Origin of the sequence: Pseudoalteromonas sp. JC28 (assembly GCF_013319255.1) — a bacterium.
Lineage (GTDB): Bacteria > Pseudomonadota > Gammaproteobacteria > Enterobacterales > Alteromonadaceae > Pseudoalteromonas.
The window spans coordinates 230,242-253,181 of record NZ_QOKX01000006.1; the positions used below are offsets into that span (position 1 = coordinate 230,242).

Below are 22,940 nucleotides of genomic sequence, written 5' to 3' on the forward strand. Positions count from 1 at the left end.
ATTCGTACTCTTTTATTGTTTCCTGTAGCATAGAGAACCAATGTTTTGCTCAAAGTAAAAGAAATTTCCTCGTTGAATTAAATAGGCTAAGTTGAAAGGTGATGAGATCTAACGGAAAAAACTTTAAGAAGTATATTATTGTTCTGCTATCGATAAGTGCTATTTTCATCATCCTGATTACGCTCATGCAGCCTGTGTTAATCAAAGCTATATGGGCTAAATATAAGTCTACGGATCATTTTTTAACTCTCCAGATTGATAGACGTATCAGATACGAAGCTTCAGCAGAAAACAATGCATTTCGTGTAAGTAGAGTTTTGAGTGAGAGTCAGTATGCAGTAGAGCATGTGCTCAAGGCTAAATTTAAAAAGCCAATCTCGGTTTATGTGTGTGCTAGTCAAGACTCTTTCAATGAATATGTATTTTTATCCAAAAATGTTGTTGGTGCAGTATATTGGGGTAAATTATTTTTATCGCCAAATGCATTTCATAGCAGTTCGATTGGGAGGTTACTTAATCATGAGTTAACACACTACCTTTTTTACACCCATCTTGGGGATAAGGCCCATATCGAAAAAGTACCTTTATGGTTTAGAGAAGGGATCGCTGAGTTTGTTGCAAATGGAGGGCAAGATTATACTAAAGGCAAAGAGATTTTCGAGCTAATGAATGAAAATGAGGTAAATACCTATTTGTCGGGAGAGTTGAATTATTGGTTTTTATCACAGGATGCAAGTGATGCTGTAACAAAAAATGGGGTGGTTAACCGGGTGTCGTACAGGGTTGGTGGGTTATTTGTGCATTTCATCTATGACCTAAGCCCTAAACAATTTAACGAATTAATACAGTTATTATTAACAGGAATTGAGTTTAGTGATGCGCTTCAAAGTACTTATGAAAAAAGTGCTCATTCTCTACTTAAGGAATTTTCTCATTACCTAACTCAGGAAAGCGGTTTATCTGATTAAATCAATCGTTACATAAACGCTAGGGGCGGAGCATACTTTGATTACTTATAAACCAAAGAACACCTGTGCCCTAAATTTGTCGTTCCAGCCAGCGGTTTTCATTGCTGAACAAACCAATCTACTGGTACTTAACGCTGCAATTGAAGCCGCACGTGCCGGAGAGCAAGGTCGTGGTTTTGCGGTTGTGGCCGATGAAGTGCGCTCTCTAGCATCAAAAACACAGGAATCCACCACCGAAATTAAATCCATGATCGACCAGATCCAAGCCTCGTCCATTCAAGTTCAGCAACCTATGGGAAGTAGCCGAGATAAAACCCAGCAATGTGTGTCACAAACCGAGCAAGCGACACATATGCTAGAAGAAATCTCAGAGGCAGTAAAAGAGCTTATGGATCGCAATATTCAAATCGCAACAGCCATAGAAGAGCAAAGTGTGGTGATTGAAGAAATCAATAAAAATACAATACATATCAACGATATTAGTGTCGAAGTCGGCAGCTTTTCTGACAAACAATACAGCGCCAGCGAAGAACTCGCTAAAAACGCCCATGAACAAGAAGCGCTACTGTCTAAGTTTACGTTGTGAGTTCTTGAGTTTGAATAATCCACTCAACTTTTGAGTGGATTATTACTTAATTGTGGCGTTGGTATCCCTACTATAAGTCTTTTCCTATCAATCCATCAGTATTCTGTTCTAATTACATTATAAAGTTAATTAAATGTTAATTGTTTGGGGTGGGGATGGAGCAAAGCTAGATCCAAGTGTTATTTGAGTAATAACTCAAAAAATAAATTATAATTGATATGTGTTAAAAGTATGATGATGTACCTGTATTGAGTCCTTTAGCAGTAAAGTAATTACAAAATGGTGGTATTTAATGCAACTAGGTCTACGCAAGAACGATCATAATTATAAGAACTTTATTTACAGATATGTATCTTCGAGTTTCTGTGTTAGACAATTAAAAAATATACTACCAATGGAGTTGGTTTTACATGATTATTATAGTTATTCATTAAAAAATAAAAATTGAAAATATATTGAGATTGAGAGGGAAGTTCTATAAAACTATTGATTTTGGTTTGAGGGGAAGGGAACTTGAGGAAAGTGATATTCATTTAATTAATAAAAGCCTCAGTTTAGAGCTTCCAGGCTATAGGACTCATAAGTCATGGGTTGGTAGGAGTGAAAATGATAAAATTTATATACCACCTGCACCCAGTGAAATTAAAAGTTTAATTAACGATACGCTAAAAATATTTAACAAGGAAAGAGTTGGAAATAATTTAACTTGTAACCTTTTTTTATATTTTAGAATTGTAGCTATACACCCATTTATTGACGCGAATGGAAGGACCGCTCGCTCTTTATTTCTAAGCTTAGTCGAAGAAAAGTATAGCTTATATTGTCCTAGACTTCATCTTTCAAAGAAAACTGAAGAAATGTACAACGAACTATGTTTTAAATCTCTTTCATCCTATGAGAGTTTTGCTAACTCTCCAGAGTTAAGAACACTATTAGAAATGGGAAAGGAGTTGACCAATTACTTTAACAATGAAAAGGAATCCTTGGTTTTTAATGTGGTGCGAGATTATAGGGTGACGGATGAAGAAAGGTTTTATAAATTATTTAATGTTCTGGTTGATAAAGGGGTTTTTATAGAAAGTGTAGAGGGAGTAAAAGATGATTTTTATATTAACCTTAAGAAAAAAGGTGTTGTTGAAGTCTTACCAATATTTGGAAGAGTCGGTAACGTTATAATTTCAAAGCATATTTTCAATTACCACAATAAGTTACATGAAAAGTTAATAAAAGGAATGAAATGAATATAAAAAAGAGTTTGATCTTTAGTCTGATGGGGGGCTGTTTTATTAAATGTTGATATCGATGCTTACGAACTATCAAATAGTAACTCGCTATCAGCCGGTTTTAAAAGTGCGTATGCTATTGAGAGGATACAAGTAAATGGCGTTGCTATTCCGAAGAGCCGATTTCGGCATTCTGTTAGTAATTTAAGTCGTACATTTGAAACTTTGGGTGATCGTTATGGGTACGATAACTCTAGCTCTGAGCAAAGAGAAAAAGAAGCAAGAGCATTTGATGCTGAGGTTATATGGCTCTGTGGTAATTATGCAGATCAAAAACCAGACTCTTGTGATCCATTGTTAAAACCAACAATATCAGTCGACGGTTGTAGCTCAGAAATAGGTTCTATTGATATACTTAATAGCTGGGATGGAGTTTTTAGAGATAGCTGCAACGGCCATGATAAGTGTTACTCTACTCTTGGTTCAGGACAAAAGAATTGTGACGATCAATTTCACGCAGATATGGCTGCGACATGTAAAGTAAAATGGGAAAAGTCTGCGAAGGGCAAAAAAGATATAGAGTTTAATTATAGATGTAATAAAACAGCGACGCTTTTTGCTAGAGGAGTAAAGGGTTTTGGGAAGTCCTATTATAACTCGGTCCAAGAAGAATCTGCATGTTATGAATGGCACGATAATTTACAAATTTGCAAACCTATAATTCACAAATATTTTAAAAGCTAACTCACGGCCCTATTTTTGGGGCTATCTAGGAACGAGAAAATGAATCACTTATCAAAAAATATTTTTTTAATAGGTTTATTTTTTTCACCATTCTCCTTTTCTTCTAATTGTAATTACTTTTATTTTGATGGGTTTGGTGGAAATGTTGAGAGGCCCTATGTTTATTACGAAAGGGATTGGTTCAACGATATTGATATTGAGTCAGATGAAGTTGAGATCACAAAATCTTTAGTTGTTGATGCTGTGGTAAAGGTAATATCAGGGGAAGCTAGTCACCACAATATTGTAACTGGGTGGGACTTTAATACTCTAGAATTAGCCTTGATTTATGATGTTGGTGATGATTATGTAGAAAGCTTGGCTGCTTTAGGTTATCGAGTTTCAAAATCATCTCTTACTATCTTGCTGGAGAATAAAGGTGATGAAGCATTTATAGATTTATTGAAAAAACACTATGATGGTAATAAACATGAGTTGTTAATATACATTTCAGGGAGAAGTTTTTCTTTGACCAATTACTTGTTGTCGAAGAAGAGGTTTGAATTAATAAAAAAGTTGCAAGATGAATTAAATGTTGATGCCAGTTCAAATTCCTTGCGAGGGGATATGATTAACTTGGATGGCTATAGTATAAGTGAAAGGTTGGTGATTTCTGATTTTATAGATTTGCGCGTTTATGGCGAGGTTTTTAATAGAAAGGAATTGCAACGAAAAGATAGATTGAAAAAGATAAAGTTAGCTTTTGATAATTATAAACATTATAACTTTTATAATAGGTGTAGGTATCAAGATGTAGACTTTACAAAGGCAAAGTTTATAGGTGCAGTAGGGTTTGGTGAGCTTAAAGAAAAAATAAAAGGTCTTGACTTAGATGGTTCGTTAAAGTTATTTCAAGGTCAGCCTATTTATCAAGATTATGTAAGTTATCTTTTTTCAATAGATAATATAGATGATAAGCCGTCAGTATTCTTAGATGATTTTAAGAGAGTCCCTTCTGAAGAGTTGTATGGTTATGTTAATGATCAAGAGCATGCATACTATTCAAGGAATGGGATAAGTGTTAATGAGTTCTATTTTCTACATAGAAATGGGTCTTGGAAAGAGCAAAAACAATTGTTTAACATAACTAGAGTTGCTGGTTATTTGTCAGAAAATAAATGGCTTATCTCTCGCTTGTCAAAAAATAAATTAGATTCCCTAAGTGGTTTATATCTTTATGGTAAGAATTTTAGTTTCTATTATTTACAAGGTGAGACTGATGTAGAGGAATTTAAAAAGGCTGTAACCGTTTTCGGTGCTCCAAAGTCTGAGTTTGGTATCAATATTTTGGAGTGGTACTCGGTAAAGTCGATGCAGAATAAAAAGTATGAAAAAATTAAGAACTACGTTAAAAATAATTATAGTTATGTTGTTAGGATTCAAAAAGAAATAAATTTATGAATGATAAATTTAACCATAACAATATATTAACTTTTCTATTTCTTTTCGTTAGCTTGCCACTTTTAGAATTTGTCAATTTAGCCTATAATGGTACGTACTTTTCATTGTCATCTTTTTTGTACTTATTAATGGTGGACCTAGTCGCAAAGTCAACTCCACTTGCTTTTTCCAAATTGATGTTGAGTTTTAAAGGTATAAGGTTGATTCGTGAAATAGTAAGAAACTACTTGTACGGCAGTATTATGCTGATTTTTAGTATGTATGTTTGGATTATATACTTTTCGGAATCAAACTTGGCAGTTCTTATCTTGGTAACACCTTATGTCATTTTAATTACAGTCCCAGCACTGATTATGAGCTGTATACTCACCCGATGTATTAGAAAAAATCAGAGGGCTGAAGGGCAGCCCTAATGGGGAACATACGTTAGCAAAATGATTGGGTGAATATGGATGAGGCGGCTTTGAATCGTCGTACTAACAAAGCCATTAACCCAATCCTGTCAATTTATAGTAGAATAACCAACTTAGTGATGAGGTACTGCTGCTGTATTAAAAGCGTTTAGTACCCTATGTTGTATCCTTTACTTATCTCTTGCTTCGTACGAATGGCGCTATGGTAGGTGTGAGCTTGGCAAGGTGTTCAACATATGAGCTTTTAAAGTTAATTAATACAGGTGGTTATAATGGCAATACAGTGGTTCCCAGGGCATATGAATAAAGCGCGCAATGAGATCAAAGAGATCATGCCGCAGATGGATGTCATTATTGAAGTGCTGGATGCTCGTATTCCATACAGTAGCGAAAACCCGATGGTAGGGCAGTTACGTGGTGACAAGCCTGTTATCAAAATCATGAACAAAGCGGACCTTGCCGATCCTGAACTGACCAAGCAGTGGATGGAGTATTTTGAACGTGAGAGCGGTGTAAAAGCGCTGGCGTTTGGTCATGATAAGGCGAATGAAGTACAGCGTATTAATGCGCTTTGCAAAAAGCTTGCACCTCATAAAGTGGGTCAAGATAAGCAGCTAAAAGCCATGATCATGGGTATTCCAAATGTGGGTAAATCGACACTTATCAATACACTTGCTGGCAGAATTGTTGCAAAAACAGGTAATGAACCAGCGGTAACTAAAGCGCAACAGCGTATTAAGCTTGAAGACGGCATTATGCTTTACGATACGCCGGGTATGTTGTGGCCAAAGGTTGAGAACGAAAACTCGGGCTATCGTTTGGCGGCAACGGGTGCTATTCGCGATACGGCTATCAATTATGAAGAAGTGGCGAGTTACACCGCTGAATATCTGCTAGGTGCATATCCAGAGCTTTTAAAAGCACGTTACAAGCTCGACGAATTACCGGACTGTGATTGGACATTTATCGAGATGGCTGGCCGCAAGCGTGGTTGTGTAAAGGGCGGCAATCAGGTCGATACGCATAAGATGTCGGAGATTTTAATCAACGAACTGCGCGATGCTGTTATCGGACAGATCACGATGGAAACGCCGGAAATGCGAGAGTCGGAAGAAGAAATGGTTGCTGAGTTACGAGCACAAGCTGAGGCTAAAAAGGCCGCGCGTGAAGACGAAAAACGTCAGCGCCGCGCAAGAGCGCGTAAGAATCGCCGCTAAGCGGCGAATTTGGTTTGATTCCGGCCTTGTTTGGCACGATAGAGCGCGGCATCGGCGCGCTTTATAAAACCATCTTCTGATTCATCAATATGGTATTGTGCAACGCCAATACTGACTGTCACTTTGACCTCACATTCCGCCTGCTCTAGAGCAACATGGATCTTCTCAGCAATCGCAATTCCTTGTTCTAACGTCGCTTTGGGTAGCAATACCATAAATTCTTCACCTCCCCAGCGGCACAACAAACCGTTGTTTTCTATCTGGCGTTTACATACGTTCGAGAAGCATTGCAGCACTCTGTCGCCTACCACATGGCCATGTTGGTCGTTCACTTGTTTGAAGTGGTCAATGTCCATCATCAGCATCACTACTGGGGTTGATTGGGTACGCGCTTTCGCTAAATGGTGCTGAAGCTGTGGCTCGAAGGCTTGACGATTAAAGGTATCGGTGAGTTTGTCGTACTTTGCCATTTTTTCTAAGCGTTTTTGATAATGGTTAAACGTCAACTGCGCTACGGCCAATATTAATAAGGTGACGAGGCTCCCTACCCATAAATTGGTTGTGAGTATGTCGCTTATTCCACTGGATTTATCTATTGTTTGCTCAACAATTAAATACCAGCCTATAGAGTCCAAATAGCGCGAATGGACAAACTCGGCATGGTCGTCAGTTTCCAACCGAAATTGATATTCGGATTGATTGAGCAGCGCCGTTGCTTGGGTTGGAAAACGATCATGAATACTGGTGCCAGATAGGGTCTGATCGTTAAAAAATAATAGCCTGCCTTTGTGGTCAATAAAGTACAGTTTGCGTGCGTAGCTGGCTTCGTATTGTTCGATTAAATTATGTAAATCAGCCAATAAGATGCCAACCCCAACAACGCCAATTACATCGTTGTTTTGCCTTATTTTATGATTGACGTAAACAATGGCTTCGTTGTTATCTCTTGGGTCTATATCAACATTGAGCGCATAGTCAGCATCGCTGTGCAAGCTTTCTCGGTACCAATCGTTTTGTTTGGCGCGAATGTCTAACTGCTGGGTGTTACCATCAAAGTGGTAATAAATGAGGCTCTTGTCATCCACTAAAAAGCTTGTTTTTGCGTGATGTAAAGCTCGAGTATCTTCTAAGTAGGTGAAAATAAGCGCAGGGTCTTGCTGTGAAGACGTTAGCCAGCGTTTAATAAAGACGTTATTTGCCATTTGCTGAGAAACAATAATTGGAGCTTGAAGCCGTTTTTGTATATCTAAATCAATCAGATGGCTGGTGAGTGGCAGAGCATCATCGCTCACCCCTTTATACAACGATTGTTTAGCATGCTCGATACTTATCCAGCTGGTGAAAATAAACCCTACCAGCAGCAGCAGACTTAACAACATGTTATAACGGTAGCGTCGAGCGTTCATATTATTGTTATTTTTGGAAAAATAGAATGATACGGATTCTAGTAAAAGAAAACGATTACACGACATTACAGCTGAACAAACGCTGATAGAAAATGTAGGCATAAAAAAAGCCCTGAGCAGGGCCTTTTGATTCATATCTACCGTCACCGATATGAGCAATGTAGCAAGTAAAAAGTGGTTGCCAGTGATACACATCAAGGGGCGTTGTAGCACATCACCGACAACACGATTCAGGGTCGAATCAGCAAGAGCATGTTCTCTTGTTGATATTGATTATCAATTAGATTAGCCGTTAGGTCAATACCTTTTTGAAAATAATTCTCATTAATATTTGTACGGCTGTTTTTCGGTAAGTGCTGAAAATAGATATAATACCAGTTGTATTAAGTAAATGATCTATCTTGAAGCAGGGAAATAGCTTTAGTAGCAAGGCAAAAATTTTGCTATTTAGTTGTTCTAAATGAGAAATTTTTAACGAAGCTAATATGCTATTTCACCCTTCAAATTGATTAGAGAATTAATTCAATTGGTATAAATTTTAGGCATAAAAAAAGCCCTGAGCAGGGCTTTTTACGTTCATATCTACCGTCACCGATATGAGCAATGTAGCAAGTAAATTGTGAGAATAAACTTAGTCAGGTTTAGGGGCGACTGAGTTAAGTTCATTCAAGCCATTAACGTTGGCCAGCCGTGTTTCAGGGTCGAGAAACAAACTAGAGTACTAATGCCAATCTCAAGGTAGTGAGTACATCAGGTAGACAGGGCTTTACAACTATCAACCTTACTAACTGAGTTGGCGAAACAACACGTTGCCGTCTTGTTGATAGTGATTATCAGTTAGATTTAACAATGAGTCAATACTTTTTTGAAAATAATTCTCATTAATATTAGTGTGGCTGTTTTTCTAGGAAATACCGAAGTGAAAATAAATTTTGGGCATAAAAAAAGCCCTGAGCAGGGCTTTTTGATTTCATATCTACCGTCACCGATATGAGCAATGTAGCAAGTAAAAAGTGGAGTTAGCGTCTAAATACGAGGAGCAATGCAAGTGCCTGCTAACGTCCTTGGTAGTTGTGGATACCAGCCTTGTTTCGGGTCAAGAAACTATTGTGATAACAAGTTGAGCCGTCACTCTCGCCTTGTTGATAGTGATTATCAATTAGATTTGAAGGGCTGTCAACGTTCTTTTTGAAAATAGTTCTTATTTAGATCTAAGTGATTGGAATTACACCAAATTTAAATTTATTGAGTGTATTGTTTTATTAATGTGATGGTTTTTGGTGTGTTGTGTGTCTTATTTCTGCTTATTCTAGGGGGCAAAGTATTATTCTATATTGAGCTTTGTAGGCTCACCGTTTCCAGAGCTTCAGAGAAAAGCTAGGTTAATTCATCATCCACATCTTAGATATTTTGATTAACGCAGTAGTCATACTTTCGCTTCACTCGTTATTTATTTCCACACTACTTTGGGTTTTGTGCATATTGCTCATGATTTTTATGCACAAAACGCGTTTTACTCAACTTAATCAACTTATTTCCGCAATCTATGGTTAATTGAGGGTTAACAATAAGCTCGTACTTGATAGCAGGTTGTAGTCGCTAGTCACAATACGTTTAAGACAAATGAGTACAGAGCAATGAGAACAACAATAATGAAGCCAGTTGCAGCAATGTCATTAATTGCAGTAACTGCTTGCCCCGTTTTGGCACAACAAGATGAAGCACTAGCCAGCAAGGTTGCAAAGCTAGAAGCGCAATTAAAGGAATTACAGTCCAATAAATCACTGAACCTTGAGTTTGGTGGGCGTGTACAACTCGATTTTAACCATTTTAGTGGTGCATACAGCGCCGATAATGAGGGTAATGCCGCCAGCGACTTTTTTCCGCGCCGGATCCGCACCTATGTAGAGAGTGAGCAAGGCGACTGGGAACACAAGTTACTACTCGATTTTGCTGAAGGCGATGCCGAGATAGTCACTGTAAGAGTGCGTTATACCGGCTGGAACAACGGCCCGCGCTTTCAGTTTGGTAAATTAAGAGAAGATATCACCCTGAATGCGCTCACCAGCAGCAAACACATCAATACCATAGAGCGCAGCTCTATCGCTGATACGTTTTCTCCTTACTTTCGATGGGGCGCATCAGCTTATCAATATTTTAAAGATTCCGGTTTTCGCTATGCGTTAGGGGTATATAAAAACGACGCCTTTGGTGCATCTGGGCGTGACCAAGATGACCGTCTGGCACTTGCCTATTCGGGGCGTTTGACTTGGTCGCAACACACTCCCGGTAAAACCCTGCATTTAGGTGGTTGGGGTTCGTACCGTGATATGGGCGGTGCTACGCTGGGTAATCGCCTTGCTCGCGGTGAAGTACGCGAAGCCAAAGTGCGCCTCGTGGATTATGCTGCAGGCGGTGATGTCGTTGCCCTTGATAGCATGTCACAAGCCGGGTTAGAACTCGCTTATCAACATAATGCCTTTATGCTTGAGGCCGAATATGCCACACGCAACTTAGATACCCTCGACCCTACTTCTGCATTAGATGGGGGAGATATTTCGGGTTATCACTTGTCTTTGAGCTATTTCCTGACCGGTGAACACAAACAATATTCCGCAAGCTCTGCGGTATTTAAGCAGCCTAAAGGGGTAAAAAATGCGTGGGAGTTGGTTGCACGTATTTCCAGCATGGATGCTGAAAACGCCAACCAAGGCACGCAAGTCGACGCCTACACACTGGGCGGTACCTATTACCATTCCAGCAGCTTAAAGTTCATGGCTAACCTTGTCTATGCGGATGTTTCAGGCGCTGGAAGTACCGCGTTGGTTGGTGACGAAGATTCAGGATTTGGCTTTGCTGCACGCTTGCAGTATCTATTTTAACGGGAGCAGGTTATGAAGTTTGCATTAAAGCATCTCAAGTTAGCAATGGCTGGCGTGGCGATGATGTCTACTCAGGTATTAGCGGATACCCACTTTTTAATTCCCGGTGGTCCAGGTGGTGGCTGGGATACCACGGCTCGAGCTGTGGGCGAGGCGTTAGTGAAATCAGGGCTTGAGTCCAATGCGTCGTTTCAGAATATGTCAGGCGGCGGTGGCGGCCGTGCTATTGCTTATTTGATTGAATCGGGCAATAAAAAAGGCGATATGTTGATGGTTAATTCAACGCCAATCGTGCTGCGCGCATTGTCGGGTAAGATCCCTTACAGTTATCGTGATTTAACGCCCGTTGCCAGCGTAATTGCCGATTATGGTGCATTCGTGGTGCGTGATGATTCGCCTTTTAAGAGCTGGAAGGAGGTGATTGCTCGTCTAGAAGTAAACCCGGGCTCTGTGACCGTTGCGGGTGGTTCTGCTCGCGGCAGTATGGATCATCTCGTTGCAGCACAAGCAGTAAAAGCGGCTGGCGTTGACGGCCGCAAGCTGCGTTACATTCCTTACGATGCCGGTGGCAAAGCCAAGGCCGGTTTATTGTCTGGCGAGGTGAAGATGCTCTCGACCGGATTAAGTGAAGCGCTTGACATGGCAAAAAGTGGTCAGGCGCGCATTCTTGCTGTTACTGCGCCAGAGCCTATCGCGGACTATCCAGAGATCCCAACCCTGAAGTCTTTAGGCTATGACATGGAATTTGTTAACTGGCGTGGTTTTTTTGCGGCTCCGGATCTCCCTCAAGCAAAACTCGACGAATATACCGTGAGATTACAAAAACTGGTGCAAAGCAAAGAGTGGGAAGCGGTGCGTGCACGCAACGGTTGGTTGAATCTATTTAAGCCACAGCACGAGTTTATTGAGGCGCTAGAGGCACAAGAAGCACAGCTGAAAGTGGTGATGGAAGAATTGGGTTTCGTTAGACGCTGATTAAATTAAATGGGTGGTTGCAGTGAGGTTACTGCATCACCTAAAAGTGGGTAATTCACTATGTTAAACCGAGAATTGTTAGGCCCAGTGCTGTTTTTAATTCTGTTTTCACTCTATGCGGTATCTGCTTGGCAGATCCCGATTATGCCTTTTGAAGAGTACGAGGCGGTAAACTCAGCAACTTTGCCTAAGGTATACGCGCTGATTGGCATTGTTGTTTGTCTTTTGTCGATTGCCGCAACACTGTTTAAAGGCGTCCCTGCACCTGATACACGTGAAAAAGCAGAGACTACCTCCAAGGCAACCATAGCCCAATGTGCAGCACTGATTGTATTGATGCTTATCTACAGCAGTGTGCTTGAAGAACTCGGGTTTATTGTTTCGACCATTTTGTTTTTAGGCTGTGGCTTTTTAATTATGGGTGAGCGACGTAAGCAAATTTTGTTATTGGCGTCAGTGCCTGTGGTTATCGTGTTTTGGGCCATTATGACGCAGCTACTGGGGATCTATTTGGTTCCTGGTGAGTTTTGGAGTTAAGCCATGTTAGACGGTATTTTAGTTGGCCTGTCCACGGCCTTTATGTGGCAAAACTTACTGTACGTAATTGTTGGCTGCTTTGTCGGTACGTTTATCGGCATGTTGCCCGGCTTAGGGCCAATCACGGCGATTGCGTTGATGATCCCTATCACTTACAACATCGGTGCCGACTCCGGTATGATCTTAATGGCGGGCGTATATTACGGCGCTATTTTTGGTGGCTCGACTTCCTCTATTTTGATTAACGCTCCCGGTGTAGCTGGTACTGTGGCATCGTCATTTGACGGCTATCCAATGGCAAAACAAGGACATGCGGGTAAGGCTTTGGCTATTGCCGCTTATGCTTCATTTACTGGGGGAACGATTGGTGCGTTGATGCTCATGATAGCCGCACCACTACTTGCAAAAGTGAGCTTAAGCTTTCAGTCTCCAGACTATGTGATGTTGATGTTTTTGGGCTTGACTGCGATTGCTGCTTTTTCTGCAAAAGGGCAATTTTTAAAAGCCATGATGATGACTGTATTTGGCTTGATGTTGTCGACGGTGGGAATAGACCCTTCATCTGGAACTGAGCGTTTTACCTTTGGTCAGGCAGACTTGCTAGACGGCGTAAGCTTTTTGTTGGTCGCAATGGCAACCTTTGCATTGTCTGAGGCGTTGATCAACGTGATCCGTCCAGAAAAAGCTAATCAAGGTTCGAATGATGATGACACCCCCGTTATTGGCTCAACAAAATTATCTGGCGCTGAAGTGAAAGAAATGGCGCCAGTTGTGGGGCGCTCTTCGATTTTAGGATTTATCATTGGCGTATTGCCGGGGGCTGGCGCAACGATTGCGAGTTTTATGGCTTATGCGACAGAGCGAAATTTGGCACCAAAAGCCATTCGTGAGCGTTTTGGGCGTGGTGAAATCCGCGGCTTAGCGGCACCTGAGTCGGCAAACAATGCTGCTTGTACTGGGTCGTTTGTACCCTTGTTAACGCTTGGGATCCCGGGGTCTGGCACCACTGCGATTATGTTAGGGGCGCTGATTGCCTATGGTATTCAGCCGGGTCCTACGTTAATGCAGGACAATCCTACGGTGTTTTGGTCGGTAATTGTAAGCATGTATTTTGGCAACATTGTGCTGCTGATTTTAAATTTGCCACTGATCCCTTATTTTGCAAAGGCTTTGACTCTGCCACGCTCAGTTCTCACGGTGATGATTTTATTCTTTAGCTTGATTGGCGTGTATCTGGTGTCATTTAATACCTTTGATTTGTTTATGATGGTAGGTTTTGCCTTGGTGGCGGTGGTGCTGAGATTATTGAGTTTCCCGATGGCACCTTTGCTCCTTGGGTTTATTCTCGGCGATATGATCGAACGCAATTACCGCCGCGCCATGATGATTTCGGATAGCTCTATTAGCTTTATTTGGGAGAGGCCACTAACTTTAGGCATATTTGCGCTTGCCATGTTAGTGTTGTTGATCCCATTAAAAGAGTACTTCCAGCAACGAAAAGTTGCGCAGTAACCCTGCAGTGAGGAAATAGGTGTGTCGCAATCACAAAAATTAGCACGCAGACCAAAACGCTTAGAAACGCGACTGATCACTTGGGTTGTGGGCTTGTGTGTGATCCAAGCATGCTTATTTACCGCGCTGGTGTATCAGGTTATTACGCAAAGCTTACACCAGGAAGTGGGAGAAAAAGCCTTGGCTTTGGCTAAGGCGGTGGCGGTTCGTGAAGATGTTATGACGGCACTCATAGCAGATAGGGATAGCTCACAGATCCAACGCCTCAATACTAATGTTGAGCTGCTGCGCCAGGCAACTGGCGCAGATTTTATCGTCATTGGTGACACCGAAACGCGACGTATCGCCCACCCAGATGAGCAAAAAATTGGTCGCACTATGGTCGGAGGGGATAGCCAAGCCGCACTGTCTGGAGAGAGTTATATCTCAACGGCACAGGGAAGTTTAGGTGAGTCTATTCGGGGAAAAGTGCCTGTGTATTCTCCCGCTGGTGAGGTGATTGGTTTAGTCTCGGTAGGCTTTTTAGTGCAATCCGTCGAGTCGTTGGTGTTGCAGCGCAGCATTGCCGTTTTTGTTGGAGCAGCAGCGGTGTTACTGCTCAGTGTCATTGCCGCAATTTGGATTGGTCGACGTGTCCGCCAAGCCATTTTTGGCCTGCAACCAGATGAAATCGGGCGCTTATTTGCAGAGCAAGAGGCGATACTGAATACCGTACGGACGGGGATTATCGCGCTCGACCCTGATGGCAGCGTGCGCCGTTTGAATCAACGTGCGTGCGAAATTCTCGAAAAGCCTCGCGGCTTGAGTAAGCAAGGTTTGCACCTGAGCGATCTGTTGCCAGAGCATAGCGACTTCCTGTTGCATAATCCCAATCGCCCTTTAGTTGGTTTTGAGCTATTTGTTGCTGACAAGCGTTTGGTGTTATCGCGGTTTGCGCTGCAAGTGCAAGGTCAACACGAAGGTATTTTACTGAGTATGCGACCCTCCGATGAACTAGAATATGTGTCAAAGCAGCTCACTAAAGTACAGGCTTTTGCAGAGCTATTGAGAGTGCAAACGCATGACTATTCAAACAAGTTAAATACCATTGGCGCGCTTATCCAAATGGCGCAATATGACAAAGCGATTGAGCTGATAGGTCAAGAAAGCCAAGGCTCACAAGCGCAAATTGAAAACCTCCTCACCTATATACAAGAGCCAGTGATCGCAGGCTTATTACTCGGTAAATACCATAAAGCACGAGAGCATAATGTGGCACTCGAGGTGAGTTCCGACAGTGCGCTGTGCGCTATCCATCAAAAAGAGATGTTGGAACGAATAGTTTCAATATTAGGTAATCTCATCGATAATGCCATCGAAGCGGCAAGAACGACGGCACAGTTGCGGCCTGCCAAAGTGGTCGTAACAGTGGATGAAACGGTTCAGGATATTATCTTTGATGTTGAAGATAGCGGCACTGGACTGATTGGTAACGTCGAAGAGGCGTTTACGCCGCAGTTTAGTACTAAGTCCGGCGACCAACATGGTGTTGGCTTATATCTCGTAAAAACAAATCTTGATTCCTGCCACGGAACCTTAGAGGTTGGGGAGTCTGAATTACTTGGTGCAAGGATCACGGTCTTTATTCCCAAGCAAGTAAAAGAGCAATAACAATGACTTATTCTGTGGTGATCATCGAAGATGAAGTAGCTGTGGCACAATTATTAGCGCAATACCTAGTGACACCAGCAACACCAAGTAGCGCAAGGCAAGGGCAATATCGGGTGGTGGCCAGTAGCGACAATGTTTCTACCGCGACGGTACTGTTGAGTGCGATACAAGCCGACTTAATTTTATTGGATATTTATCTACCCGATGGTAACGGTCTTGAGTTTTTAAAGATGCTACGCGAGCAAGGCTGTAAAAGCGAAGTGATGCTGATCACCGCAGCAAAAGAAGTGGCGACGCTAGAAAAAGCGATCCGTCTGGGAGTCTGTGATTTTTTAGTTAAACCGCTGATCTTGGAACGGCTCGACCTCGCACTCGCTCGCTTTGAGGCGCGTCAGCAGTGTTTGGATGGTGCCAATGAAGTGACGCAATCTATGGTCGACACCTTATTTGGTAGTGAACAGGCGAGCATACAAAGTACAGCTAGACTACCTAAAGGCGTTGACCCACTTACTTTGGAAAAAATTCGTACGGCATTTCAAAGTCAGCCCAAGCAGGTGTTTACAGCAACCCAAATGGGAGAATTGGTGGGGGTGAGCCGCTCAACCGCTCGGCGCTATTTAGAGTTTTTGGTTAGTATAGAAGAAGTAAAAGCCGACCAAAGCTACGGTAGCATTGGCCGACCAGAGAGAAGCTATCATCTAAATTAAGGGTGTGCCTGTAGTGACTGCCATGGGATCACTGGCGCATCATTGCTGCTAGGGCGAGTGAATTCGCTGAGATAAGGTGTGGGTCCCGTGAAGAAACCGGTGTTACGTAAGTAAAAACGGTTTTGCTCCTCACCACCTTGATAATCCAAACGCGACCCTTTTCTGGCGGTGGCGTCATAAGTGAATTTAGCTTGATTTAACTCAACCCAGTTACCTTGGGTGTCACGCAAAAACTGGCGATTATAAAATGCCTTACGCTCAAACTGTCCAGCTTCGGGTAAAAAGTTTTCCAAAAAGCTATGCGGTCTTGCAACATAGGTGTTGGTTTCTGGGCGGCTAAAGGCTGCGATTAGCTTCCATTGGCCGGTTTCCGGCGCATAAAAATAGCCGCGATATTCAGTATGGCCTTCATAAGTCGTACTGGGCTCGATATTGACTAAAAAGCGATATGTCGTATCTGGCTGCCAGTTATAACGTAAATAGCTTTGTCCTCCAGAACCTTCATTGCCAAATTCACCGACGTAAACGCCGTCGCCTTTAGCGAGTAATTTGATTTTAAGATTGTCAGGAATCGTGCTCGGATCATCCGTTTGATATGGGCTCCAAACCGAAAACAGCACGCGGCGCTCGCTGGGTGAGTTTACCTGAATACCAAAGTACCCTTCGCCAAAACCATTCGCCATAAAATACGAACCTTGTGGATCATAGCCAGATGGCACCGTTACTTCGTTGTAAAACCAGTTATAGTCCTTTTTGTCAGGTACGGTATAGGAAAGGTGTACTGAAGGGCCGCGACGACCCCAGTAAAAGTCTTCTTTGACATAGTTAGGTGCAGGGGTCATGGCCTCGCCATCGAGACTGAGCCCGGTAATGGCGGGGAAGGTACTGTTTCGCCCTTTGGCTAATGTGTCACCGGCTATTTGGACCGTTTGATAACCAACTTGTGTCACAGCAAAGTCACCGACTTTAACCTTAGTTGGGCTTTGTCTATCGAGGTTAAGCGTCACTTGTTTATTGTTATGCGTTACCAGCAATGTACTTGGTGCACTTGGTTTCTCAAGGTGTAAATAGAGGGTATAGGTGCCAACGTTATTGGCATAAAAATAGTGATTAAATCTAAGGTGCTTATCCTGCCATGGGGCAATTCCGGCTTGAGTTATATATTGCCTGCTGGCGTCAATATCGTTGTTGACCCAAGCATTACCGTAACTGCTAATATAAGCTTCTTGTGCTGAGGCAAATAGCGAGGCACACAGCAGTATCGGTGTCATTATTGTATTCTTCATCTTAAGTTCCTTGAATGGGGCGCGTTGCCCCATGTTGATTAGAAAGAAGTGTTAATGCCTAAACTGATACTGCGGCCGTAACGGCTCAAGTGGCTCACTTGCTCTTGGGTTTTAATATATGACCATTGACGCTCATTGGTGAGGTTGGTCACGTTGAGGTCAATCCGTGTCTTTGCAGTAAGATTATAGCTGGCACTGAAATCAAACTGACCATAATCCGCTGCCCATTCCGGGCCGCCCCATGCATCTGGATACTTCAGATAATCATCTCGCCAGTTGTAAGCGATACGCGCTTGGTAGTCATCCTTTTCATAATAGATAACCGCATTGTAAGAATGCTCAGACATTCCAGCGAACGGTAGCTCATCTTTTTCGGGGTCGTCGTATTTACTATCCGTAAATGTATAGTTGATTTGCATACCTAGACCATCAAAAGGTGCCGGTAGCAATTCCTCAAACGACTGTTGATAAGCAATTTCGAAACCTTTGATCTCTGCCCCCGCTTCCGAACGTGGAGATACTTGGGTAAATTCCGGACCGTCAACTTCAACGCCGTCTTTTATGAATTTACCCACTTTTATCGTACCGACACGCCCCTGAGCGATAACAGATTTAATGTCTTTGTAATAGGTTGCAAAGGTGAGCGCACCATAATCAGAGAAGTACCACTCTAGTCCCAAATCAAGTTGGTCTGCTCTAAGTGGTTTGATCCCAGGGTTGGCAAGATTAAGCTCAAACTTACTGAAATTAATTGAGCTATATGGGGTTAGAAAATCGATGCTAGGTCTGGTGATAACTTTAGCCGCGCTGGTTCTAAATAACAGTGAGTCTGTTATTTCTAACTTAAAGTTCATGCTAGGCAGTACATCAGTGTAGTCATCTTCTACGTAAGAATCGGAGTAATAATCGGCAATATCCCCTTCTATACGATAGATAATATCGCCATCTTCGTCTTCTTCTACGTTGTATACCAGACTTGGGTAATCAAAAACGTAGCCATCAGAGGTGATCTCGGTTTTGATTGCTCTTACGCCTAGGTTTAGGTTGTAAGGCATTTCCGACAGCTCGCCGACTAGGTTGGTCTCTAAATAAAGTGCAAACGTTGACTCAGAAAGCTCGTAGGAATCTTTAGGGCTCTTGGTGGCTCTAATTTTTTCATCTGCGGCTTGGGCATTGATGGATTGATAAAATGCATAGAGTTTGTCGTAGTCAAAGCTTGCCCACGGCGCAGGGTGCATGCCCGGCTCACCATCTAGGAAGTTATCAAAGTTGGCGGGTACAAGTACATCTGCGGGTAGTCTAAATAAGTTAAGACCACCGAGCTTTTCCACACTTGAGTTATCAAAGCTGTCGTAATCTGAGTTTTTAAAATAAGCCCCACCATTACTAAACATTGACGGATCATCTGATTTACTTACGTCTCTGCCTTTAGTTTGCTTTCCGTAATGAAAACCAAACTTGATGTCTTTGACAAACTCCCATTCAGGAATAAATGTCCCTTCAAGCCTTAACTCTTCAACATCGCTTATCACTTCCGTGCCATAGTTGTAGCTGTAGTGAGCTCCAAAGGGTTGATCGGCATTAAGTGCTGGTGACATGGTCACATCTGGCAGGAGGTTGTCGCCTGTTTGATCTATAGTGATAGTATCCACAAAGCCACGTGCCACGATGTAGCGGTTGTCGCCATCATTGATCCGCTCGGCACGCGACTTAGACACGTCAAATTCAAGCGTTAGATCGCTGGTAGCATACCACTTGAAGTTAAGACCGGCCTGCCAAGTGTCGGTATTGCGAGGCTCAGAGACATTTAGTAGCTCAGCCATCGCGCCGTCGACTAACTCAATGTAGTTGACGTTGCCATCTTCATTAAATTTTAATTCACCTACCGCTGGGATCCCCGGTGTCCAAGGTTCATCATAGGTGACGAAAGAGATTTGATATTTTTCACCGTCGGTTTTGTAGCTTGAGTATAAGCTATCAAAGGTGACATCAATATCATTCGTTGGACGCCATTGTAAGGCGAGGCTTGCACCAATGCGCTCACGTTTATCTTGCCAGTTCGAGTAGCGTACATATCCTGGGATCATTGATGGGTGTACTTTCTCGCCCTCATCTAGCTCGCCATTTCGGTTACTGTCAACAGGGACTCGCACGTCAGTATTTTCTTCTGGATCGTAAAACCCTTGTCCTTCATAGGAGTCTTCGCGTTGTGTTCGCTCGGAATAAACAGCGGTAAATAGGGCGCCAAAGGTATTGTCAAAAAAGGTATCACTGATTAGAAAGGAGGCTTGAGGGTTGGTATCTCCGGTACGTTCTTCGTAAATGGCTTTGGCACTTCCGGCGAGGGTAAAGCCATCCATATCTAACGGTCGGCGGGTTTTTATATTGATGACCGAACCAATCCCCCCTTCTTGTGTTTGTGCTTGTGGTGACTTGTATACTTCTAATGCTTGAACCATTTCAGGCGCAATTAAATCGAAGTTAAAGTCACGGCTTGTGTGTTCAGATGCCATTCTACGACCATTGATGGTGGTAACGTTAAAGTCCCCGCCAAGGCCCCGCACTGTGACGTTTTGTCCTTCACCTGCGTTACGGGTAATGGCGATACCTGTCATTCGTTGTAGCGCTTCAGCTAGGTTTTGATCTGGGAACTTGCCAATGTCTTCGGCAACGATGGCATCCATTACGCCGACAGCGTTTTTCTTGAGAAAGAGTGACTCTTTGATACTGGAACGTACGCCACGTACTTCAATTTTCTCGACTTGTTGCTTGGCTTTATCTTGCTCGTCAGATCCGCTGTTTTGTTCTGTTTCCTGTGCGTGCGCGTATTGGGACAGGGCACAGCTCACGGCCAATCCCACAGCACACAGTTTTAGAGTGTGTTTCATCTTGTTGTCCTGTTGAGTGTTGTTATTATTGCGCCCGCTTTATGGGCGCTTATTCAGGCATTGTTAGTACTTGCTATAGATAGCGTATTTAACCTCTGGTTAGTTATGTGACAATGCCTAGTGGTGCTGCAGTGCGCCATGTGCCCCTGGTGAAATCCGGGAAGTCCTTGCTATTACTTCTGTCTGCAACTGAGTCCATTGAAAGAGGGAAGACCGCTGACCAAGCAGCTGCGTCGTAAACATCCTGATCTAGCGGCTCGCCATTACGAAGGCAGTAAATAATGCGCCAGAACATTAAGAAATCCATGCCACCATGGCCGCCATTGCGCTCTGCTTCAGCTCCCATTTTTTGCCAAAGTGGATGGTCATATTTACCGTACCAATCATTCATGTCGTAATCCCACTCGTGAAAGCTCTTACTCCCGCCGTTTTCAAGCGCGATGCGGTTGGGGAATCCTGCAAATACGCCGTTAGTACCTTGAATTAAATTATGGCGGGAGTAAGGGCGTGGGGTAGTGGTATCGTGCTGTACCATAATCGAACGACCTTTGATGGTTTTAATGATGCTGGTGTTCATATCTCCAGCAATATAGCTAAGTTGGTTTCGTTCATGATTTGCTGGAAATTCACGTTTAGCATAGGCTGCACGACCAAGCGCTGGTGAACTCATGGAGGAGATATAGTCGAAGCGATCGCCACGGTTGATATTCATATATTGAGAAACCGGGCCTAGACCATGGGTTGGGTAGAGGTTACCGTTACGTTTGGTATGCCAATGTGTGCGCCATGAGCCAGTTTTATGCTCAATTTCTTTCATTTGCCAACGAAGTTCATGGATATAAGCTGCTTCACCGTGCAGTAACTCACCGAATAGCCCTTGGCGAACCATGTTTAATACCATCAGCTCGTCGCGACCATAGCAAACGTTTTCCAGCATCATGCAGTTCTTTTGCGTGCGCTCTGCGGTATTTACCAATTGCCACGCTTCTTCTATGGTTACTGCTGCTGGCACTTCGACCAAAGCGTGTTTGCCACTTTCCATTGTGTCTACCGCCATAGGCGTATGCCATTTCCAAGGCGTAGAGATGATCACAATATCAATGTCATCGCGCGCCAACATGCGGCGATAGTCCATATCACTCTTGCCGTAAGTCGCAGGTTTTGGTAAACCCTTGTCGACAACAATTTTAACGGCTCTATCGACGACTGCTTGGTGCGTATCGCAGATGGCTTTGATCTCGACACCGTCAAGATGGCAAAAGTGCTTTACCGCGCCAACACCACGTTGACCTACACCAATAAAGCCCACTCGCACGACATCCAGTTTCGGTACGACTAGACCTTGAACTGAATTTCCTTGTGGCTTTGGTGTAAGCGGCGTCTTATTATTGTTACTCGCGCAGCCAACCACTGCGCTTGTTGCTGCGATAGCAGCCATTGATTGAAGAAATCGCCGGCGGTTTAGATCACCCATAATAACCTCTTAGTTGTTCACTCTTTTTTTGTTAAAAACGAAATGTTATTTTTTGGTTATTATTACGGCAGTTTTATTTTGAACGCAAGAAAAATATCTTTCATATTCTTTCGCTTTGTTTTCAATGCGTTTCTAATTTAACTTTAAATCCTTATAAAACATTTATTTATGTTTATTTTTGTTTAAAGTTAAAAAAATGAATTGAAAGCAAATGAAAGCTGTGTAGACTAAATTCAACCAAAACGAAAGGAGGTGTCATGCTGAACACCATCGAAAGACGCCACGAAATCGTTCAACTCGTTGGTCAAACGGAACGAGTAGAAGTATCTGAGCTGGCAGAACAATTTGGTGTATCAACCGTGACGATCAGAAATGATCTCAATGCCCTGCATGAAAAAGGTTTGTTGGTTCGCTCTCATGGTGGTGCCGTTGCGAGTTCTAGGTTAACCAAAGAGCTCACCATAACGGAAAAGCACGATCATCATCACCAAGTGAAAGTCGAGCTTGCAAAGTTGGTGGCGGGCCTTATAGGCAATGATGAGTCTATAATTCTGGATTCAGGTACCACCACTGAAGAGGTTGCGAAGCAACTTACCGAGCATCAACAGCTAGTGGTGATGACCAATGGGCTTAACGTGGCGCAAGCGCTCGTTGCAGCTGATGGCGTTGAAGTGTTGATGACCGGTGGTTCACTGCGTAAAAAGTCACTGTCGTTTTATGGCAGCCATGCAGAAGATCAGCTAAAGCAATATCACTTTGACCGTCTGGTGCTCGGTGTTGATGGGTTCTCTGTTGATGTTGGTGTAACAACACACTTTGAACCGGAAGCTGCGCTTAACCGCGAGATGTGTAAGGTTGCAAAGCAAGTCATAGTGGTGACGGACTCCAGTAAATTCGATCGTAAAGGTGTGCATCGCATTATCGCCTGCGAAGAAATTGACGTTTTGGTTACGGACAGTGGTATTCCAGCTGATGTTCATCAGCAATTGGTTGCCGCCGGAATTGAGGTACATTTAATAACGTCTTAAGAGG

Annotated in this window: 17 protein-coding genes; 13 read left to right on the forward strand and 4 right to left on the reverse strand. The window is 42.8% G+C overall.

Annotated features, from left to right (window positions below; all coding sequences use genetic code 11):
• The first annotated feature begins 101 nt into the window (after positions 1 to 101).
• The 6 genes from DS891_RS15085 to ylqF all read left to right on the forward strand — a co-directional run bounded on the left by DS891_RS15085 (position 102) and on the right by ylqF (position 6,591).
• Positions 102 to 968 carry a hypothetical protein gene (locus tag DS891_RS15085; RefSeq protein ID WP_174170224.1) on the forward strand — a complete coding sequence of 289 codons (867 nt, stop codon included), beginning with the start codon at positions 102 to 104 and terminating at the stop codon, positions 966 to 968.
• Between the two features lie 37 nt (positions 969 to 1,005).
• On the forward strand, positions 1,006 to 1,554 hold the full coding sequence (locus DS891_RS15090) for a methyl-accepting chemotaxis protein (RefSeq protein WP_254605894.1): 549 nt from the start codon (positions 1,006 to 1,008) through the stop codon (positions 1,552 to 1,554).
• Positions 1,555 to 2,015: 461 nt separating this feature from the next.
• On the forward strand, positions 2,016 to 2,795 hold the full coding sequence (locus DS891_RS15095) for a Fic family protein (protein ID WP_174170225.1): 780 nt from the start codon (positions 2,016 to 2,018) through the stop codon (positions 2,793 to 2,795).
• Positions 2,796 to 3,002: 207 nt separating this feature from the next.
• Positions 3,003 to 3,521, forward strand: coding sequence for a hypothetical protein (locus DS891_RS15100; protein WP_174170226.1), 519 nt, complete (start codon positions 3,003 to 3,005; stop codon positions 3,519 to 3,521).
• A gap of 39 nt (positions 3,522 to 3,560) precedes the next feature.
• The gene (locus DS891_RS15105; protein ID WP_174170227.1) at positions 3,561 to 4,961 is read left to right on the forward strand and encodes a hypothetical protein; all 1,401 of its coding nucleotides are present in this window, start codon (positions 3,561 to 3,563) and stop codon (positions 4,959 to 4,961) included.
• A gap of 685 nt (positions 4,962 to 5,646) precedes the next feature.
• Positions 5,647 to 6,591, forward strand: coding sequence for a ribosome biogenesis GTPase YlqF (gene ylqF / locus DS891_RS15110; protein ID WP_039493363.1), 945 nt, complete (start codon positions 5,647 to 5,649; stop codon positions 6,589 to 6,591).
• On the opposite strand, the gene DS891_RS15115 is transcribed toward ylqF, so the two are convergent.
• Positions 6,588 to 7,997: a sensor domain-containing diguanylate cyclase gene (locus DS891_RS15115; protein WP_174170228.1), complete on the reverse strand. Its 1,410-nt coding sequence runs from the start codon at positions 7,995 to 7,997 to the stop codon at positions 6,588 to 6,590. The two genes, ylqF and DS891_RS15115, sit on opposite strands and share 4 nt — an antisense overlap.
• A gap of 1,652 nt (positions 7,998 to 9,649) precedes the next feature.
• On the opposite strand from DS891_RS15115, the gene DS891_RS15120 reads away from it, so the two are divergent.
• From DS891_RS15120 to DS891_RS15145, 6 genes are read left to right on the forward strand one after another with little or no spacing between them, the layout of a single operon-like run.
• Positions 9,650 to 10,879, forward strand: coding sequence for an OprO/OprP family phosphate-selective porin (locus DS891_RS15120; protein ID WP_174170292.1), 1,230 nt, complete (start codon positions 9,650 to 9,652; stop codon positions 10,877 to 10,879).
• Positions 10,880 to 10,891: 12 nt separating this feature from the next.
• On the forward strand, positions 10,892 to 11,854 hold the full coding sequence (locus DS891_RS15125) for a tripartite tricarboxylate transporter substrate binding protein (protein WP_017218314.1): 963 nt from the start codon (positions 10,892 to 10,894) through the stop codon (positions 11,852 to 11,854).
• Between the two features lie 60 nt (positions 11,855 to 11,914).
• Entirely contained in the window at positions 11,915 to 12,391 is a 477-nt protein-coding gene (locus DS891_RS15130) for a tripartite tricarboxylate transporter TctB family protein (RefSeq protein ID WP_174170229.1), read from the forward strand.
• A 3-nt stretch (positions 12,392 to 12,394) separates the two neighbouring features.
• Entirely contained in the window at positions 12,395 to 13,903 is a 1,509-nt protein-coding gene (locus tag DS891_RS15135) for a tripartite tricarboxylate transporter permease (RefSeq protein WP_174170230.1), read from the forward strand.
• A 21-nt stretch (positions 13,904 to 13,924) separates the two neighbouring features.
• Positions 13,925 to 15,553 carry a sensor histidine kinase gene (locus DS891_RS15140; RefSeq protein ID WP_174170231.1) on the forward strand — a complete coding sequence of 543 codons (1,629 nt, stop codon included), beginning with the start codon at positions 13,925 to 13,927 and terminating at the stop codon, positions 15,551 to 15,553.
• Between the two features lie 2 nt (positions 15,554 to 15,555).
• Positions 15,556 to 16,260 carry a response regulator gene (locus DS891_RS15145; protein WP_174170232.1) on the forward strand — a complete coding sequence of 235 codons (705 nt, stop codon included), beginning with the start codon at positions 15,556 to 15,558 and terminating at the stop codon, positions 16,258 to 16,260.
• Here DS891_RS15145 and DS891_RS15150 read toward each other — a convergent pair.
• The 3 genes from DS891_RS15150 to DS891_RS15160 all read right to left on the reverse strand — a co-directional run bounded on the left by DS891_RS15150 (position 16,257) and on the right by DS891_RS15160 (position 21,908).
• On the reverse strand, positions 16,257 to 17,546 hold the full coding sequence (locus DS891_RS15150) for a DUF3472 domain-containing protein (RefSeq protein ID WP_174170233.1): 1,290 nt from the start codon (positions 17,544 to 17,546) through the stop codon (positions 16,257 to 16,259). The genes DS891_RS15145 and DS891_RS15150 overlap by 4 nt on opposite strands.
• A gap of 38 nt (positions 17,547 to 17,584) precedes the next feature.
• Positions 17,585 to 20,434 carry a TonB-dependent receptor gene (locus DS891_RS15155; protein WP_010606893.1) on the reverse strand — a complete coding sequence of 950 codons (2,850 nt, stop codon included), beginning with the start codon at positions 20,432 to 20,434 and terminating at the stop codon, positions 17,585 to 17,587.
• Positions 20,435 to 20,537: 103 nt separating this feature from the next.
• On the reverse strand, positions 20,538 to 21,908 hold the full coding sequence (locus DS891_RS15160) for a Gfo/Idh/MocA family oxidoreductase (protein ID WP_174170234.1): 1,371 nt from the start codon (positions 21,906 to 21,908) through the stop codon (positions 20,538 to 20,540).
• Positions 21,909 to 22,165: 257 nt separating this feature from the next.
• Between DS891_RS15160 and agaR the strand changes: the two genes are divergently transcribed.
• Positions 22,166 to 22,936 (forward strand): transcriptional repressor AgaR, encoded by a 771-nt coding sequence (gene agaR, locus DS891_RS15165; protein WP_102057735.1) that lies wholly within the window; start codon positions 22,166 to 22,168, stop codon positions 22,934 to 22,936.
• Positions 22,937 to 22,940 lie beyond the last annotated feature (4 nt).